This is a genomic window from Enterococcus sp. DIV1937, assembly GCF_050535975.1.
GTDB lineage: Bacteria > Bacillota > Bacilli > Lactobacillales > Enterococcaceae > Enterococcus > Enterococcus faecalis.
Genome location: NZ_CP172909.1, coordinates 2,556,519 through 2,574,110 on the forward strand (window position 1 = coordinate 2,556,519; position 17,592 = coordinate 2,574,110).

At 40.1% G+C, this 17,592-nt stretch carries 16 protein-coding genes; 3 read left to right on the forward strand and 13 right to left on the reverse strand.

Going from position 1 to position 17,592, the window contains the following annotated elements; translation table 11 throughout:
- Window positions 1-2: 2 nt before the first annotated feature.
- The 4 genes from IGL13_RS12280 to gnd are packed head-to-tail and all read right to left on the reverse strand — an operon-like array spanning window position 3 to window position 3,922.
- Window positions 3-839: a PTS mannose/fructose/sorbose/N-acetylgalactosamine transporter subunit IIC gene (locus IGL13_RS12280; protein WP_002378819.1), complete on the reverse strand. Its 837-nt coding sequence runs from the start codon at window positions 837-839 to the stop codon at window positions 3-5.
- A 12-nt stretch (window positions 840-851) separates the two neighbouring features.
- A complete protein-coding gene (locus IGL13_RS12285) occupies window positions 852-1,958 on the reverse strand; it encodes an iron-containing alcohol dehydrogenase family protein (protein ID WP_002378820.1) in 1,107 nt (368 codons plus the stop codon).
- A gap of 14 nt (window positions 1,959-1,972) precedes the next feature.
- Window positions 1,973-2,974 carry a D-isomer specific 2-hydroxyacid dehydrogenase family protein gene (locus IGL13_RS12290; protein ID WP_002368455.1) on the reverse strand — a complete coding sequence of 334 codons (1,002 nt, stop codon included), beginning with the start codon at window positions 2,972-2,974 and terminating at the stop codon, window positions 1,973-1,975.
- 12 nt (window positions 2,975-2,986) lie between these two features.
- A complete protein-coding gene (gnd, locus tag IGL13_RS12295) occupies window positions 2,987-3,922 on the reverse strand; it encodes a phosphogluconate dehydrogenase (NAD(+)-dependent, decarboxylating) (protein WP_002378821.1) in 936 nt (311 codons plus the stop codon).
- Window positions 3,923-4,296: 374 nt separating this feature from the next.
- Here gnd and IGL13_RS12300 point away from each other — a divergent pair, with 374 nt between their 5' ends.
- Window positions 4,297-5,184, forward strand: coding sequence for a MurR/RpiR family transcriptional regulator (locus IGL13_RS12300; RefSeq protein WP_002383224.1), 888 nt, complete (start codon window positions 4,297-4,299; stop codon window positions 5,182-5,184).
- Window positions 5,185-5,518: 334 nt separating this feature from the next.
- Here IGL13_RS12300 and IGL13_RS12305 read toward each other — a convergent pair whose 3' ends face one another.
- From IGL13_RS12305 to yfmF, 6 genes are all read right to left on the reverse strand, one after another.
- The gene (locus IGL13_RS12305) at window positions 5,519-6,316 is read right to left on the reverse strand and encodes a hypothetical protein (protein ID WP_002378822.1); all 798 of its coding nucleotides are present in this window, start codon (window positions 6,314-6,316) and stop codon (window positions 5,519-5,521) included.
- A gap of 352 nt (window positions 6,317-6,668) precedes the next feature.
- Entirely contained in the window at window positions 6,669-7,247 is a 579-nt protein-coding gene (pgsA, locus tag IGL13_RS12310) for a CDP-diacylglycerol--glycerol-3-phosphate 3-phosphatidyltransferase (RefSeq protein WP_002365382.1), read from the reverse strand.
- A 98-nt stretch (window positions 7,248-7,345) separates the two neighbouring features.
- Entirely contained in the window at window positions 7,346-7,558 is a 213-nt protein-coding gene (locus IGL13_RS12315; protein ID WP_002359021.1) for a hypothetical protein, read from the reverse strand.
- A gap of 124 nt (window positions 7,559-7,682) precedes the next feature.
- Window positions 7,683-8,549 carry a RodZ domain-containing protein gene (locus IGL13_RS12320; protein WP_002360992.1) on the reverse strand — a complete coding sequence of 289 codons (867 nt, stop codon included), beginning with the start codon at window positions 8,547-8,549 and terminating at the stop codon, window positions 7,683-7,685.
- A gap of 167 nt (window positions 8,550-8,716) precedes the next feature.
- Window positions 8,717-10,021 carry an EF-P 5-aminopentanol modification-associated protein YfmH gene (gene yfmH, locus IGL13_RS12325; protein WP_002354885.1) on the reverse strand — a complete coding sequence of 435 codons (1,305 nt, stop codon included), beginning with the start codon at window positions 10,019-10,021 and terminating at the stop codon, window positions 8,717-8,719.
- On the reverse strand, window positions 10,014-11,282 hold the full coding sequence (gene yfmF / locus IGL13_RS12330) for an EF-P 5-aminopentanol modification-associated protein YfmF (protein WP_002368461.1): 1,269 nt from the start codon (window positions 11,280-11,282) through the stop codon (window positions 10,014-10,016). The genes yfmH and yfmF overlap by 8 nt, the downstream gene beginning before the upstream one ends.
- A gap of 208 nt (window positions 11,283-11,490) precedes the next feature.
- On the opposite strand from yfmF, the gene mscL reads away from it, so the two are divergent.
- Entirely contained in the window at window positions 11,491-11,940 is a 450-nt protein-coding gene (gene mscL / locus IGL13_RS12335; protein ID WP_002354883.1) for a large conductance mechanosensitive channel protein MscL, read from the forward strand.
- A gap of 40 nt (window positions 11,941-11,980) precedes the next feature.
- Here the strand turns inward: mscL and IGL13_RS12340 are convergent, their stop codons facing one another.
- The 3 genes from IGL13_RS12340 to treR form a co-directional block, all read right to left on the reverse strand.
- The gene (locus IGL13_RS12340) at window positions 11,981-12,688 is read right to left on the reverse strand and encodes a WxL domain-containing protein (protein ID WP_002378823.1); all 708 of its coding nucleotides are present in this window, start codon (window positions 12,686-12,688) and stop codon (window positions 11,981-11,983) included.
- A 95-nt stretch (window positions 12,689-12,783) separates the two neighbouring features.
- Window positions 12,784-13,464: a WxL domain-containing protein gene (locus IGL13_RS12345; protein ID WP_002401680.1), complete on the reverse strand. Its 681-nt coding sequence runs from the start codon at window positions 13,462-13,464 to the stop codon at window positions 12,784-12,786.
- A 395-nt stretch (window positions 13,465-13,859) separates the two neighbouring features.
- Window positions 13,860-14,573, reverse strand: a complete 714-nt coding sequence (gene treR, locus IGL13_RS12350; RefSeq protein ID WP_002354877.1) for a trehalose operon repressor — start codon at window positions 14,571-14,573, stop codon at window positions 13,860-13,862.
- 260 nt (window positions 14,574-14,833) lie between these two features.
- Here treR and IGL13_RS12355 point away from each other — a divergent pair, with 260 nt between their 5' ends.
- Entirely contained in the window at window positions 14,834-17,578 is a 2,745-nt protein-coding gene (locus tag IGL13_RS12355; RefSeq protein ID WP_002378825.1) for a glycoside hydrolase family 65 protein, read from the forward strand.
- The last annotated feature ends 14 nt before the right edge of the window (window positions 17,579-17,592 follow it).

Consider the following 17,592-nt stretch of genomic DNA (forward strand, 5'->3'; position numbering starts at 1 on the left):
TTTTAAAACCCGTCATCGTAATCGTCATCATCATCAAAATCAGTGGTGGTACTGGCGGAACCAGCACTTTCTGCTACAGGTTTGCCTTTTTGGACTTGCACAAAAATTAACGCAATAATTACGCCAAAGATGGCATACGTTACCATGGTAATTTCCAATGACTTAAAGACGATACTCATGAAGTATGCAAGGAAAAAGAAAACCAAGAAATCTTTTCGACCAATGACATAGACCGTTGTCGCAATCCCAATTGCGGCTAAACCACCACCGACTACTTCTAACACGTGAATCACAACGGTTCCTTCTAATGCTTTAATAATATCGGCAATGACTGGTGCCCCTAGATAAAGAGCAAAAAAGACTAATGGAACGAATAAAATAAATGAGGCAATCGTTGGATACCAGATAATTGAGCGGGCAATTTTTTTAGAATTTAGTTCAGCCACCGCACGATCGGTATACTTCCCTAAAAACGTGTTAATAAAGAAACGGAATTGATATAAATAACTTCCTAAAAGACCGACAGGAACCGCTACGGCGATAGCCGCTTCCGGCTTCAAATTTCCTAGCAACGCAACTGGCACAGCAATCGCTGCCGCAATTGATGGTTCTGCTGGCATAGAGCCACCTGGTGAAAAAACACCCATGTAAATCATTTGTAATGCTGCGGTGACAATCATCGCTTTCGGGACATCGCCCATCACTAAACCTGCTACTAACCCTGTCATTAAGGGCGAGAAACGCAACGTTAACGTTGCTCCTCCTCCAAGCCATCTGGACATAATTGCTGCCACCCAAAGCGCCATTATCAAACTTTGTAAAACACTTAACGTTTCCATAGTTCCTCCTTCTTATCCTTGGTTTTGGATATACTTTTCTAGCTCTTCAATCCCTTGACGTAAACGTTCTTCCGAAATCTCAATAGGAATTAAATGAACCTTTTCTTTTGAATCAATAAATCGAACCATTGCATCGAGTACTGCTTCTTCTTCTGGGTAAAGGCCCATTTGTCGTAACGACATGGGCAAGTTTAGCTCTTGATAAAAGGGGATTAATGCGTCTATGATGGCCCACCTTTTTTCCAATGCTAATTGATAGAAGATGCCGTAAGCTACTTTTTCGCCATGTAAATAGTCATGACTTTTTGGTAAAAATTTACTCATAGCATCATGCATGGCGTGTGCTGCTGCATTGCGGGCGTATTTGTCGCCGAAGCCGCCGACTAATCCAGAAACAGCGAAAACAATTTCTGAAAGATGGACAAATTCAGGCGTGAGTTTGCCCTCGTCCATCGCTGCTAAGGCTGATTTTGAGTCCCGCATAATCGCTTCTTGCGAAAGCTTGGCGGTCGCTCCCGCTAATTGTAAAAAGGGTTCCCCTTGCAAATGGGCTTGGCGTAAAATGGTCTCTGATTCATACCATTTCGCTAACGTATCAGCTAAACCAGCGACAAAATAATCACGGGGCGCATCAAGAAGCAACTTAGGATCAGTGATTAAAAACGCAGCTTGGCGAAAGAAATGTTCCGTTTTGCCTTCGGCCGCGCCATTTTCTTGATACATCACAGCTAATGGTGTCCACGGCGCACAGTTACTAGCCAAAGTAGGGACCAAGCCAAAATTCAGATTGTTTAAATGGGCGCTGTAGCCCACTAAATCGGCTAACTTACCGCCGCCGACTCCCAGAAGAAAGTCAATCTGGTGTTCCTTTATTTGCTGTGAAATTTGTTCGGCGCCAAAATAACTACATTCTCCTGTGTAAGTGTGATAGAAGAATTGATACTCTGAATCTGCCAAGAAGGGCAAAAATGGCTGAGCTTTTTCAAAGGATACGGTGCCATGCACCACCAAAATTCGTTGGGCGTGATATTCCTTGAAAAGTGACGGCACCGAAGCTAAGGCGCCTTCGTGGTAACGATAAAATTGCGGTCCAACTTTCACTTTTAAATCAGTTAACATGCTCCTCCTCCTTCTTAACTAACGTAACGACTGACTTCTTGCACTGCCCGTTGAGGTAAAATACCTTGCACCACGTCTTCCACATCTTGCACGCATTTTTCTCCCATCGCTTGCAGGCATTCCATGGTATAAGCGGAGGTGTGCGGCGTCATTACTACATTTTCAAACGCAAGATAAGGATGATTTTTCCGACCTGGTTCCTCTTCTAAAACATCTGTCCCAAGCCCAGCAATTTTGCCCGATTCTAAGCCGGCAATCATGGCTTCTTCATCAATCAAGGCGCCTCGTGCGCTATTGGAAAGATAGACGCCGTCTTTCATCTTGGCAATTTCCGCCGAGCCAATCATGTGATAACTTTCTTCAGTTAAATTGGCACATAAACAAATGATGTCAGCTGAAGCTAGCAACGTATCTAAGTCTACTTTTTTGGCTCCATAACTTTGCAGATAAGTGGCGGATTTATAGGGATCATACGCTAACACGTCACAGCGAAATCCGTTTCGCAACGTCTCCACGACACAACTTCCTGTGTTCCCAACACCAATGACACCCACAGTTTTGTTAAATAATGTCCGACCGACAAAATTCGCTCGTTTTTCCCATTGATCTGCTTTAACGCTGGCATCTGCAGCCACGGTTTGCCGTAAAACAGCTAGTAAATTTGTGACATTGTTTTCCGCCACGGCATCTCGTTCTACTAAAGCTGGGATGATGGAAACAATTGTGTCGTGCTGTTTTGCAGCGTCTAAATCGATGTTGTTATACCCAATGCCGTGGCGAGAAATCAGCAACAATTCATCTTTATGTTCAAAAAATTCTTTCGTGAAAAATGGCGTCACGCTAGCAATAATAATCGTATATCCTTGTAAACGTTCCGCTAACTCTTTGCCACCAATTTCACTGTCGACTGTAAAATGCTTCACGGTGCCTATTTTTTCTAAGCGCGTCAAGTGTTCAGGAAAAATTTGACCAAAACTACTGGAATTCACTATGGCAATTTTTTGTTTTTTTAACATGACTAAACTCCTTTACTGACTTTTTACGACTTCATGCCCGCCAAATCCTTGTCGCAAAGAAGCGACCACTTTGTTTGAAAAATGATTTGCTAGCATACTTTCATTTCGAGTAAATAAGGACAACGCCGTAGTTGGGACGGGCATCTCCAAACGCAATGCTTCTTCAATCATCCATTTGGCTTCGCCATTTGCTGCCACTTTCCCTTCTAGATTGGCTAACGTAGGATTTTCCGCAAAAACCTCTTTCGCTAAGCCCATCAAGCGAGCTTCAATAATCGAGCCGTGATTCCACACATCGGCTACTTTCTCCAACGCAAAATCATATTCGGCAGCTTCTAATAAATTGAATCCTTCGCCCATGGCTTGCATCATGACGTACTCAATCCCGTTATGCACCATTTTCAAATAGTGACCAGCTCCTGATTTCCCAGCATAAAGATACCCTTGTTCACAAGCTAAATCTTCAAAAAATGGGGTTAACACCTTGACAGCTTCAGGCGCACCGCCAACCATTAAACACGCTCCTTCCCGCGCTCCTTTGATGCCACCAGAAGTACCACAATCAATAAAATAAATTCCTTTTTCCTTAGCAAGTTGAGCATTCGCGACACTATCATGAAAATTTGAATTGCCACTATCCACAATGATATCCTCTGGTGCTAATTGCTCTACCAATTCTGCCACTAATTGATTGGTAATCTGACCAGCGGGGGTACTTAAAAAAATCACCTTCCTTTTGTTAAGCGCTTTCAATAATTCTGACAACGAATCTACAACGGAAAGCCCCTGCTCTCTAGCAGTCGCTCTTGCTTCCTTTGTCACATCAAAGCCAATAATGGGCCAGCCTTGTTCGTGAACATTTAATGCCATGTTCAAACCCATTTTCCCAAGTCCAATAAAGCCAATGTCCATTTTTCTTTCACCTGCCTCTTTTGATACTTCAATCATAAAGGATAAAAAAAATAATGTAAACGATTACACTAATTAAAAAATATTTTTTATTTTTTAGCAAAAATCTTGCCTGCTCAAAAGGTAAAACGTTTTTATTTTTAAGGAGCTTTCATACAAAAAACACAAGTAAATCTCTTGGTATCACGTTCTTTTTACTGGCTACTTTCTTTAGTTGAGAGAAGTCTTTTCAAGACCCCTTCATTTTTCAGAAAAAAGATTATTTATTTTTTTTTGGCTTTTTTTAAAGAATTTCTTTTTTGTGGAGAAAAAGAGAAATTGTATTTGTCCTCTTTTTCCACTATAATCAGTCTATACCAACAATGAAAAGGCATTCATTCTATTTTAAAAAATAAGATTGGAGGAACGTGTTAATGAAAAACCACTATTTGGATCAACGGATTCGGATCAAAAAACCGAATTTGAGCCTCACAGAAAAGAAAATTTCCGATTACTTTGTTCATTCTGAATCATTATTGACACAAATGACGTTAGAAAGTCTGGCCAACGAAATTGGCGTCTCCCAATCTTCCGTGTATCAATTTGTAAAAAAGATTGGCTATTCTGGGTTCCAAGAATTTAAAATTGATATCGCCAGAAATTCTAATTATCAGCCGACTTTTCAAAACGTCAATAGCGTGAATGGCGCCGATGATATTTCACCAGATGATGATAGTATTACCATTGCTAAAAAAGTCTTACAAGCCAATATTTATTCCCTCAGTAACGCCACACAGTTCTTAACAAAGGAGCTATTAGATAACGTGTTGGCTTTGATGTACTCTGCCAAAACGCTTCATTTTTTTGGGCAAGGTGGCTCCTCGATTGTGGCTTTTGATAGTTTCCATAAATTCATTCGGACCAACTATCGGTGCAACTACATTTTTGATTACCACATGCAGTTAAGTTTTGTCACAAAATTAACCAGTGAAGATTGCGTGTTTATTTTTTCCCATTCAGGCAAAACCAAAGAATCAATCAACCTAGCACGACAAGTTAAAAAAACCAACGCAAAAATGATTACGTTAACTGGTAACAGCGGTTCAGAATTGGCAGGCTTGTCCGACGAAGCAATTATTGTCGTCACCGAAGAAGGCTTGTTTCGTGCGGAATCCTTGGCTTCACGGATTAGTTACTTAACGGTAATGGATATTTTATATACAAATACGATGTATCACAATTTTGATCAAAATGCCGATTCCTTGAAAAAAATCCGTGATAACATTAGCACGACTAAGACAGATCCGCATTATTTGTCGTAAAGATCTGAATGGTGCTTATTTTTGTAATATCGGTCCTCGCAAATTGGCTTTATACCGTGACTCTACATTTTATGAAGCAAGTGAACTACCATGGAGGTATTTAAAAAGCGGCCAATTTTTTGGTCGCTTTTTATCTTGTGGGTAAAAATAAGTTAGAAAAAAGAACTTACATGACTACTTTCATAACCTTAAATTTTAAGATAAACAGTAGTTCACTATTTATGGAACAATAGATGACATGTATAATTATTCAATGTATTTAAGCCTTTGAGAGTGTTAAACAGTATCAACTCCACAAAGCTCCGTTCTCATTAATCTCTAGGTATTAAATTTACTATTGTAATTTTTCTCTTTCTTCCCAAATCTTTCTCCTTCGAATCGCTTCTTCAGAATAACTAGGTACAAATTGATTATCCTTTAATTCATATCCTAAAGACTCCAGAAGGATCATTGCATACTCCTGAGAAATATTCAAATTGATTGCTAATTCGTTAAGTTCCCAGTTCCCTTTATTTATAATAAACTCCCTTAGTTGCCTTGAAGATCGTATTCCTTGTTTATTTACCCAATATTCAGCTATTTTTTGAATATCTTTATATTTTAATTTATACTGCAAATTCTTCAAGTTATCTTTTACATAATCAACCGCTAATGCTAAAAAAACTTGAAACATTATATTACTAAGATTGTTTATTATTACTTCAAGAAAAGAACCTGCCCCTGCCGCTGCCCCCATACCTTTTGGTACATATATATATACGACAGAAATATCGTTTCTTATATGTCCTTTTTCCTTCAAATTCTTTAATTCTTTTAGCTTCCAATTATGTTTGACGTTATCAAAAATATCAAGAAATATCACTTCATTTTTTTCGTTAAAATAATAGTTAAGCATACTATCATAAAAATTTTGTCCTTTTATTGGATTAAGAGAAAGATAAACAAATTGGTTGATTATCTTTCCTTTAAAATTACTCATTTTATGTTCAGTACACCTCTTAGCTATATCTCTAGCTATATCTGTTATTGAATCATCATCATCCAGCTCCTTTGTTACTGTATAAAAATCATCCAGACTAAAATTTTTTAGATCAATATCTGGGGCATCGATATAAATAAATGTCATTTCCATGAATACAACTTCTCCTTTACCATATTTATTTACTTGATTCCTTTTTACAATTATCTTACATGTTAATTTTACTATTAAAAGTACTGTTACACAAAATTTTATATAAAAAATAATTAGAGTTATTACATAAGCATAAGCTATTGCAACACTTCTTTAAAAACATAAAAATTATTGCCTCTTCTGTAGGTCTCTTAACTAAATTTTTTTGTACGCTACTAGTTACTTTTTTCTTTATCTTTAGATTTCGCTAAATAAAAATTTTTCCGCTCTGCTTTATTTTGCAACCCATCAATTGGTTCAAAGAAAATACTAAAAAAACGCTTGGCACAAGCCAAGCGTTTTGATTCTCTCTTTACATCGAACCTTTAAAAACATCTTTATTCTTAGCAAAATAATCAACACCAGAGTAAATGGTGAAAATCAAGCAGGCATATAGCATGATTTGATCTAGTGGTAGATGAAGTGCTGAAAATGGAATGTTGTTAATGAATAGTAAAATAATTGCAACCATTTGGGTAGCTGTTTTTACTTTTCCTGGCCAAGCTGCTGCCATTACTTCGCCATGTTCGACTAATAACAACCGTAAACCAGTTACTGCCAATTCACGACAAACAATAATTGCTACAATCCAAGCAGGTACTTTGCCTTGACCAACTAAGACGATAAAGGCGGTCATCACTAGCATTTTGTCCGCTAATGGGTCCGCAAATTTTCCGAAGTTCGTCACCAAGCCTTGTGCACGGGCAATTTTGCCATCCAACCAGTCTGTAAAACTAGCAACTGCAAAAATAATCGCGCCCACTAATTGGGTAACGGCTAACGTTGTGTCGCCAAAACTAATCGTTCCCCAGTCCATCGGCACCGACACAATAATAATAAAAATCGGAATCATAAATATTCTTAAAACTGTTAATTTATTTGGTAAATTCACTTCAATTGCCCCTTCCTTCTCCTGTTCTATTTTACGTTATCTTGCTGGCAGTGTCACGAAAAAAAGAAAAGAATCTGGAATAATTGCCGTTTGACCGTTTATTCAGAAATATTCTTGCCTTTTTTTAGAAAGAGCTGGTAATAGCCTAAACCTAAATTAATCATTCCAATCAATGTGATACTGTCTAAAAATTTAGAACCATAGATAAAGTAGAAATACAGTTGTAAGCCAACAATCAAGAAGCCCATGACCAACAGAGCGATTGAAAATATGGTGATAAGATTAAATTTTTTATTAACTATTTTAAGCATTGATAACCCCTTCTCTCTTGAATTATTATTGTCGTCTTTTTAACCATTCGCTGTTAATTATAAAAGAAAAGAATCTGGAATAATTGCCGTTTGACAGTTTATCCAGATTCTTCTTACACCATTTCTAACGATACGTAATCCCTAATGTAACATCCTTACGAATTAAAACTGGCGTTTTTTCCAGTGTTAAATCGGCGCCATCGACTTGAATGGCGACGTTATTTGAGGCGCCTAAAATCAGTGTCGCATTGGCGGCATTCGCAGGTAAAGCTGTTGTTTCTGTTTCTCCTGCTTGCAGGGTGTGTTGGTACGTATAGTTGCCATCGACCATCACGCCAATCCAGCAAGAGCCTTCAGTCCCTTTAAAGGTAATGTTGATTGGACTATTCGCATCTTTAACCGTTGCAGTCACTTGATTGTTAGCATCGCTCACCACAGCCACAGCTGTTTTCTTCTCTGGTTCGCTTGAAGAAGACGGCGGTGTACTACTTTGTGTGCTACTTTCTGGGGCTTGACTTGATTCTTTGGGTTTTTCCACACTGGCACTAGTTGCCGGTGTTTGAATAATCGGTTCGGCTTTTTGATCTTGCCACATAATATACAGCACTACGACCGCAATGGCTAAACCAATTAACGAAAAGGCAATGGCCGGTAAGTTCCGCAGTAACCAACTGGATTGCTTTTCTTCGTCATGCAATTGCTTACGTGATCCTTCAAGCTCTTCATACACTGGCTTGGGTTCTTCGACAATTGCTGGTTCTTTGCCATCATAGATATCTACCAATTGATTGCCATCTAAGCCGACCGCACTTGCATATTGGCGGATAAACGCCCGCACATAAAAGGTGCCTGGTAAGGACTCAAAATCGTTTTGTTCAATAATTTCTAAATATCTTTTTTGAATTTTTGTCATTTGTTGCAGTTCATCAATTGAGATGTTCTTCTGCAATCTTGCTTCTTTTAGTGTTTCTCCAATATTTACGCTGGCCACTCGTCCATCTTCTCCAGTCTATTTTGTTAATTTATCGATTGTCTCATCAGTCTTTTTCAATTGCCAAGGAAAACATTCCCGTCCTTTAAGAATACCACAAAAGAAGCCAACTGAGGATAACAAAATTGAAAGATTTCAAAGATTTTTCTTTTTCTTAAACAGTTGGTTTATTGCTCGGTTTCTCCTTTAGGATACATGTAGAAACGGCTCAATCCTTCTTCACGAATCAAGGTCTCTGCTACTTGGCGGACGTCGGCTAATTGAATGCTTTCAATGACTTCAATCTTATCAAACAGCGTGGTTTCCCCAAACAATGATTGTGAAAATTGGTTGGCGATATATTCTAAAGAGTTTAAGGATTGGAAATATTTACCAATCATTTTTTTCTTCAATAAGGACAAATTTTCTTCCGTTAATTCTGGACTTGTTGTGGCAGATAATAAAATAGCTTCAATTCGTTCTGCTAAGACTTCTGGTTGCTCACTATCGCCGCCAATATCCGCAAAATGGAAACTGCGATCTAAATTAAAGTCATAACTAAAACTATCATCTAACAAGCCTTCATCATAAAGAGCCAAATAGTTTTGAGAGGTATTACCAAACAATAATTGTAACAACAAGTTCACGGTGACTTGATATTTCATTAAGTCACGACCCGTTGTTGGCACTTCATCTAAGCCTTTCAAGCCAACAAGCACTTTTGCCCGTGTGACTGCCATTTCAATGGCGCTCTCTTTGACAATGTCAGCAGCTGTTTCTTCAGGGAAATGCCGACGAATAGGTTGGGCGGCAGGAAACTCTTTCGCCGCTTGGTTTTCACGAATGAACGCCATTAACGCTTCAGGGTCCATTTTCCCTACCACGAATAAGGTCATATTACTTGGATGATAAAACGTATTGTAGCATGTATACAAATCTTCTGCGGTAATCTCCGCAATACTTGCCACTGTGCCGGCAATATCAATATGCAATGGATGTTTCGGATAAAGGTTGCCTAAAATGCCAAAGAACAAGCGCCAGTTAGGATCATCTAAATACATTTGAATTTCTTGTCCGATGATGCCTTTTTCTTTTTCGACCGTTTCCTTCGTGAAATACGGCGATTGCACAAAATCAAGCAACGTTTCTAGATTTTGTGTCACTTGATCCGTCGTTGAAAACAAATAACTCGTTTTCGTAAAACTGGTAAAGGCATTCGCTGAAGCCCCTTGTTGCCCAAATTTTTGGAAGACATCGCCATCTTCTTTTTCAAACATTTTATGTTCTAAAAAGTGGGCGATTCCGTCAGGCACTTCAATCATTTCCTCTTGACCAATTGGCACGAACGTATTGTCGATGGAACCATAATCGGTCGTAAACAAGCCATACGTTTTTTGGAAATCATTTTTCGGCAATAGGTAAACTTTTAAACCATTCGCCAGTGTTTCTGTGTACAATGTTTCTTTAATTTGTGCATAGTCTTTTTTAATCATTTTCCGTTTCTCCTTCCAAAAAGAAGATCGCTTGAAGTTCCAAGCGTTTGGCCACTTCTTGGATTTCTGAAATGGTCACGGCATTAATCCGCGCAATCCATTCCTCCGCCGTTAGCATCGTCTGTGGCATTAATTGGTTCAAGTATTCTTTTTCCAGCCACGCGCCTGCATTATCTAACGCTAAGATATACTGATTTTTTAGCATTGCTTTCGTTTGTTCAATTTCTAATTCGCTAATCTTACCTAAGCGAATATTTTCCAATTCTGTCGAAATCAAACGCAAGACCTGATTCCGATTTTTGCCATCGATTCCTGTTTGAACCGTCATGAAGCCACGGAAAGTGTCGATACTACTAGAAGCATAATACGCTAAATGCTCTTTTTCACGGACATTCATAAATAATTTAGAATGCGGGAAACCGCCAAAAATTCCATTAAACACTTGCAACGCAAAATAATAGCTATCGCCATAATAAATATCCGTGTTGTAAGCCAAGTTTAATTTCGATTGGGCTAGCACCTCACGCTCGGTCCGCTCTTCAATCACGTTGCGAATTGGTTGATTGTAGAAAATCGCGGCTTTGCCTTCTTCACGAGGCGTAAACGGTAATTGCTTGAATAACGGCACTAGCTCCGCCTCATTGACATCGCCTAAAACAAAAATATCCACTTGATCTTCCGCCAGCATTTTTTGATAATACGCTGCTAATGACGCCGCTGTTTCCTCAGCTAACGCCGCAACGGTCCCGAAACTAGGGATTTTTTGATCCTCCGATTGATTAAAATAGACACTTTGAAGCGCCAAAGAAGCATAGGTTTGCTTATCCTCCACAATACTTTCCAAGTACGCTTTCAAGTTCTCTTTTTCCCGTTGGAAGGTTTCCGCCTCGAATTGGCCCGCTTGAATATTGGGGGCAAAAATAATTTCCTTCAAAAAGTCCACCGCTTCGGCGAGAACCTGACTATCCTGTAAATAATGATCATTGACAATGTTCATAGAAATATTAAACCAATGTTGATTGCCTTTTTTGGAAACGCCAATCCCGAAGCTGGCGCCGTAAAGTTCCGCCAAACGCTCACTTAACTTGACTTGATTCGGGTAATTCAAGCTGTTGGTTTCCATCAAACTGGACAACAGCGTTCTTTTTGTAATGGTTTCATGATTTAATCGTGTATTAAAGCGGACTAAAAGACGCACCGTTTTATATTTTTCTGTAGGAATGACGTGTAAATTCACGCCTTTAACTAATTGAACAGACATTGCCGCATCGCTCCTTCATTTGCTTCATCTTACCTAAAGAATGCTGTGAAATATATGTATCGCGTAAATTCTAAAGCATTTTTTAATGTTTTTTCCAATAGCTCCATTATAACACAGCTTCAGGTGCTTTCTGAATGATAAGAGTTTTTCAGTTCAAATTTTCAAGAAGATTCGGTATACTGTTTTTAAAGTGAGGAGGGAAAAAAGAATGATTAAAGAATTTAAAGAGTTTATCATGCGCGGGAGTGTCTTAGACCTAGCCGTTGGTGTTGTCATTGGTAGTGCGTTTACAGCGATTGTGACACAAGTGGTGGAAGGCTTGATTACCCCGTTAATTAGTCTGATTTTTGTCTTGACGACTGGGAAAAAGAGTGCCGACGATGCATTGGGTGCCCTTGTCTATAAAGTCGAAGGCGTTGAATTCAATATTGGTAGCGTGATTAGTGCACTTATTACATTTTTAATTACGGCCTTCGTCCTCTTCTTGATTGTCAAAGCGGCCAACAAAATGAAAAACCGCGGCAAAAAAGAAGAAGCGGCAGAAGAAGAAGTGGTACCAACGAGCGAAGATTACTTAAAAGAAATTCGCGACTTATTAGCGGCGCAAACACCGCCTGCTGAAACTGTCAAAACAGACAGCACCTTCACAGAAAAATAAGCAAAAAGTCATCCTGAGGGGATGACTTTTTTGTTTGAACTTAGATTGATGGTCCTGCAACGAGGTTCCAGGTGATGTTGCCTGTGTAGTTCCCAGCTTTGATACCATAGGCTGAAGTAGTGATAGTTAACGACGTAGACCACATCCCAATTTTCCATAAACCTTGTCCATTTCCTGCGGTAGCATTAGCTAACAACTTCGCGTCCCCACCTAAATCCATTGTCCAATTATTACGGATAGGTATATTGGGTGCTGTTTCTAGAATTGAACCATAAGAAGTAAATTCATTCGTTGTTTCATCATATCTTAAAACATTAGAATATACTTGACGAACTGCGATGGTCCCTTGAAGATTCTCGCTTCCTTGAGTCAAACCACTTGATTGAGCAGTTAGGTGCCAACCTTCCTTAGTCCCTCTCAGATCACCAACACCTACTCCTTCCCTATCTTCTCCATTTAAATGATCTGCTTTATTAAAAATTGGTTGTGTTAAATCATCTGAAATAGATAAAGTACCAAAGTCGAATTCTCTTGGAATAAAAAGTAAATCAAAATTACTATTCGAACCTTCTGGATCAGGATCAACTGAATTACCGTCTTTAGAATTCCCATCTGGCAATGTTCCCCCACCAAACTCAACCTGCACAGGCGTATTCCCTGTCGTCACCGCCTGTGCTGAAAGTGGTGCCAAACTTGCGCCAACTACGGCACTACCAACCAATAAACTTGCCATGATTTTCTTTTTCATCTATGTACGCTCCTTTGCTTTCAATTCGTCTATCAAGTACAGAACAGCAAAAGTGACTATTGCTGTTCTGTACTTGATTCTTTCATGTCTTGTATTTAGACAGATGGTCCTGCGACGAGGTTCCAGGCGATTTCTCCTGTGTAGGTACCTGCTTTGATTTGTTGATACGGAGTTGTGATATTTAACGTTGGGTCAGTCATGTAAGAATTCCACATACCTTGGCCTTTTCCACTCACTGCATTTCCCACTAATAATGCGCCACCGCCAATTGTAATACTTCTTGAAGTTGGAAACTCAGGGGCAACTGGACTACTATTGAAACTACCTACAGATTCTACTTTAAATCTATTATCTACTTCATCATAATAAGCTACATATCCTACTTGGTTAAAAGAAACGGCACCTGCTAATTTATCTCCCCCATTTACCATTTCAAGAATCGTTGCGGTAACATGCCAGCCTTCCTTCGTTCCTCTTAAGTCACCAACCGCATAATTAGCATAAGATGATGACTTAATAGAAGATAAATCATCAGAGATAGCCGTTTTAGCAAATGAAATACTTCTAGGGATATAAAGCAAATCAAAATCACTGTTTAACGTGTTAGGATCTGGATCTATTGCACCACCGTAGTTCCCTTCTGGCAATACACCTCCCTCAACCCCCACAGATACAGGCGTATTCCCTGTCGTAGTCGCCTGTGCCGAAAGTGGTGCCAAACTTGCGCCTACTACGGCACTACCAACCAATAAACTTGCCATTATTTTCTTTTTCATATGTACATCTCCTTTAACATCTTGAATTCCCAGTGCGCCCTAGTTGTTTCTTCGGCGCTGCTGAAGCTATGGCTTTATTATACAAGATTCCCCCTTGTCTGTGATTTTAAATATTGAACAGTTCTTGCAAAAAAACAACATTTCCTTTAAAAGCAACGTTTCCCCTTAGTTTAAAGGCTTTTTTTCAACACTTATTGATATTTTTGGCTGTTATTTAATGGTTTTTCCGAGAAAACACTTTAATAAACAACGAGAAAACGTCACAAAGTAGAGGTTAAACTCTAACTTTGTGACGTTTTCTCCTAAAATCTTATACATTTATTCGCAGTTACAGCGAAAAAACCGTAATTTTTTATTTAATGACAGCCGTTTTTATATTTGTTCGTCACTAAGACTTACAATTTACGGCGACGAGCGAATTCCACAAACTTAAATTTGTTTAAGCGGTGACGAGATTCCGTATAGCCAAAACAGCGGGTATCTTCCAAGTTCATGATACTGCGGACCACGACAACATGATTGCCTTCCACTTCACCAATCAGCTGCTTGTCCATCTCTGTGAGCGGTTCCACGGTAATTTCTTTCTGGGCGTAACTAATCGCCAAGCCAAGGTCGTTTTCAAGATAATCGAAAATCGAATCTTCGGCACGGTGTTTCGGCAGTTCTGGGACAATCTCTTTAATCAAGTAATCAATATCTAAAATATCGACTTCCCCTTCAATCTCCCGTTGCCGAACTAAGCGCCACACAGGGGCCCCTTCCGTCCAGCCAGTCAACTGAGCCAAGTTGCGCTCCACAGGAATTTCTTCTAAGGAAACCACATGAGTATGACTTTCAATATGTTGCGTTTGTTGTAACTCCTTGTAACTGGTCACCCCTGAAATAGGAAAATTAAACTTTTTAAAGTTGAGCACAATCGAGCCTTTGCCTTGTTTTTTCTGAATGTAGCCAGCGTTAATCAGTAAATTCAAGGCTTTCCGAATTGTTTCACGGGAAACATTGTAAGTTTCCACTAATTGATTTTCACTAGGTAATAAATCGCCTGGCTGATAGTCGCCTTGGACAATTTGTTGTTCTAATTCTAAAAATATGTCATGAAACTTGTTCATGCCGATCCTCCTCTACCAACAATTTCTTTTCTAAAAGCATAGCATATTCCCTCCGAAAAACCTAGAGCTGGTCAGAAAAATCCCCCGCACTTTCTGCCTTGCTTACGCCACAAACTCCCCCAGCCAAACCACTGCTTGACCGCCTTTTTTCGGAACCAGCGCAGTCTGTTACAGCCCCCTTCTGGAAAACTTTTCCCAAGAATCTAGGGAAAATCCTTGTAATTCTGATTCGTTCATACTATACTGTAGTCAAACACAACATGTCTATACAAGTTCACAAGGAGGCGCCAAACATGACTATTTTAGAATTAACATTCGCAACGAACCAACTAACGACGACTTTTTTTAACCATAAATTGGAACCGCTTCATCAAAAAACGTTCCCTTTTGAAGCTTTGACTATCGAAGAAACGGTTCCTGAACTGTGCCAATTGATTGTGGCAGAGGCTGCGCCGATTCTGGGGGGGATTGTGGCTGATTTCCCAGAGGACTTCTTTTCGCCAGAGGAAACGTTGGCGCTGGTTCCGCAAGCGGTGATTCAAGCATTCGCGGAACAGTTGAACACGCCACTTTTAACGGCAGCCGAACAAGCGGCGGCACCGAATCTGCTGGCAGCATTTGAAGAAAAACGGCAGTATCTGGCTTGGCATTTAGATTATTATGGCTACGTGCCTGGGAAAAATGAATATGCGGTGGAGTCCCTGTTAACTGTCGGCAATGGCTTTTTAGGCTTGCGCGGCACGACACCTGAGATGACGATTTCTGATGATCATTATCCAGCAACCTACATTGCGGGGCTTTATAATACAGCGGCTTCGGAAGTTGCGGGTCAAGTAGTGGAAAATGAAGATTTCGTCAATGCTCCTGACAACCAACACATCGCTTTAAAAATTGGCGATGCCACTGACTGGTTAACGATTTCCCCAGACACGCTACAACAATTACATCGTCAATTGAACTTGAAAACGGGATTGTTTGTCGCAGAAATGATTTTGAAAGATGCGGACAATCAGCAAATTAAATTAACGACGAAAAAAATCGCCAATATGGCACAGCCGAATGACTATCATCTGCAATATACGTTTGAGCCGTTAAACTTTTCGGCCCCGATTACTTTGAAAACCGTCACTGATGGCAGTGTCTACAACTACAACGTGGCGCGGTATCGCAACTTAACAGCGAAACATTTTCAGGTGACAGCATTAAGCGCGCAGGAAAACAAAACCGTGATTGAGGTTTGTACCAATCAATCCAACTTGAGCGTCCGAGAAACGGCCTTGATAACTGGTGATTTTTTTGAAAAAGAAGCCATTATGATTCAAGAAGAAGCGGAAAAAATCGCCCAAGTGGTGACCGTGATGGCGCACCAAGGAACGCGCTATACGCTAGAAAAACAAGTCTTTGTGCAAGCCAGCCACGCCGAACAAAGTTGGCAAGTACCGTTTACGCCGAAGGACTCTTTTGCGGCCGCCGCTCAGGAAAGCGCCCGCGCTTGGCAAACCCTTTGGCAACAAGCCAACATTACCGTGACAGGCGATTTGATGTCTCAAAAACTTTTACGGATTCACAGTTATCACTTGCTGGCTTCGGCTTCGCCTTTTAGTAACCAAGCCCAAGCATTGGACGTCTCGATTACCGCCCGAGGCTTGCATGGTGAAGCGTATCGTGGACATATTTTCTGGGATGAAATTTTTATTTTACCTTTTTATATTCAACATTATCCTGACACAGCGAAACAATTGTTGCTGTATCGCTACCACCGATTAGAGAAAGCGAAGGAAAATGCGGCGGCCAGCCAGTATCGTGGCGCAATGTATCCGTGGCAATCAGGACGTGATGGGCGTGAAACCACGCAAAAACTTCACTTAAATCCGTTGAATGGACATTGGGGCGAAGATCATAGTATTTTGCAACGGCATGTTTCCTTGGCGATTGCTTACAATGCTTGGTTGTATTGGCATAGTACACAGGATCATGAATTTATGAAACAATATGGCGGCGAAATGTTGTTAGAAATCGCTCAATTTTGGAACAGCGCTGCGACGTTAGATGACGCAACAGGACGGTTCTTTATTGATAAAGTGATGGGACCTGATGAGTTTCACGAGGGCTATCCAGACCAAGCGGAAAGCGGCTTGAAAAACAACGCCTATACGAATTTGATGGTGGTTTGGCTATTCGAAGAATTAACCAACATTTTGGCACTTTTCTCTGAGGAAGAACAGGCACAACTTTTTGCCAAAACTCAGACCACTTCGGCTGATTTAGCCCGCATGCAGCAAATTCAAAATTCACTGGAAATTGAAGTTAATTCTGACGGCATTATTGCGCAATATGAAGGGTATTTCGGCTTAAAAGAGATTGACTGGGCAGCGATGAAAGAGAAATACGGCAATATTTACCGCATGGATCGAATTTTAAAAGCCGAAGGGGAATCTCCCGATGATTACAAAGTGGCGAAACAAGCCGACACGTTAATGTTGTTCTACAACTTAGACAAAACTCGGGTGGATCAAATTTTAGAAGATTTAGGGTATCAGTTGCCTGCGGATTATTTAGAAAAAAATCTTTTGTATTATCTAAAACGGACGTCTCATGGTTCGACTTTGTCACGAATTGTTCATGCCCAATTGGCAGAAATGGCGCAATTCCATGAGCTATCTTGGCAACTTTATCAAGAAGCGTTGTATTCCGATTATCGTGACATTCAAGGTGGCACGACCGCTGAAGGGATTCATACAGGGGTCATGGCTGCGACGATCCACGTTACTTTAGCGACGTATGCAGGCGTTGACACGCGCCAGAACGAGTTATCAATTTGTCCAAACTTACCTGAACATTGGCAAGCGCTGGCGTTCCAGTTTATTCATCAAGGCGTGACGTATCAATTTTCATTAACACAAACCAGTGTCACGATTACAGCAGATAAAGACACACAATTATTGGTTCAGGGCGCGTTGATTCCGTTAACCGCCGAACGACCAAAAGAAGTACATTATCAATAAAGGAGCGAACCACA

Excerpts from the sequence above, each read along its gene's own strand:
- IGL13_RS12280 (WP_002378819.1), bottom strand. The coding sequence starts at position 839 with ATGGAAACGTTAAGTGTTTTACAAAGTTTGATAATGGCGCTTTGGGTG.
- IGL13_RS12285 (WP_002378820.1), bottom strand. The coding sequence starts at position 1,958 with ATGTTAACTGATTTAAAAGTGAAAGTTGGACCGCAATTTTATCGTTAC.
- IGL13_RS12290 (WP_002368455.1), bottom strand. The coding sequence starts at position 2,974 with ATGTTAAAAAAACAAAAAATTGCCATAGTGAATTCCAGTAGTTTTGGT.
- gnd (WP_002378821.1), bottom strand. The coding sequence starts at position 3,922 with ATGATTGAAGTATCAAAAGAGGCAGGTGAAAGAAAAATGGACATTGGC.
- IGL13_RS12300 (WP_002383224.1), top strand. The coding sequence starts at position 4,297 with ATGAAAAACCACTATTTGGATCAACGGATTCGGATCAAAAAACCGAAT.
- IGL13_RS12305 (WP_002378822.1), bottom strand. The coding sequence starts at position 6,316 with ATGGAAATGACATTTATTTATATCGATGCCCCAGATATTGATCTAAAA.
- IGL13_RS12315 (WP_002359021.1), bottom strand. The coding sequence starts at position 7,558 with ATGCTTAAAATAGTTAATAAAAAATTTAATCTTATCACCATATTTTCA.
- yfmH (WP_002354885.1), bottom strand. The coding sequence starts at position 10,021 with ATGATTAAAAAAGACTATGCACAAATTAAAGAAACATTGTACACAGAA.
- yfmF (WP_002368461.1), bottom strand. The coding sequence starts at position 11,282 with ATGTCTGTTCAATTAGTTAAAGGCGTGAATTTACACGTCATTCCTACA.
- mscL (WP_002354883.1), top strand. The coding sequence starts at position 11,491 with ATGATTAAAGAATTTAAAGAGTTTATCATGCGCGGGAGTGTCTTAGAC.
- IGL13_RS12340 (WP_002378823.1), bottom strand. The coding sequence starts at position 12,688 with ATGAAAAAGAAAATCATGGCAAGTTTATTGGTTGGTAGTGCCGTAGTT.
- IGL13_RS12345 (WP_002401680.1), bottom strand. The coding sequence starts at position 13,464 with ATGAAAAAGAAAATAATGGCAAGTTTATTGGTTGGTAGTGCCGTAGTA.
- treR (WP_002354877.1), bottom strand. The coding sequence starts at position 14,573 with ATGAACAAGTTTCATGACATATTTTTAGAATTAGAACAACAAATTGTC.
- IGL13_RS12355 (WP_002378825.1), top strand. The coding sequence starts at position 14,834 with ATGTCTATACAAGTTCACAAGGAGGCGCCAAACATGACTATTTTAGAA.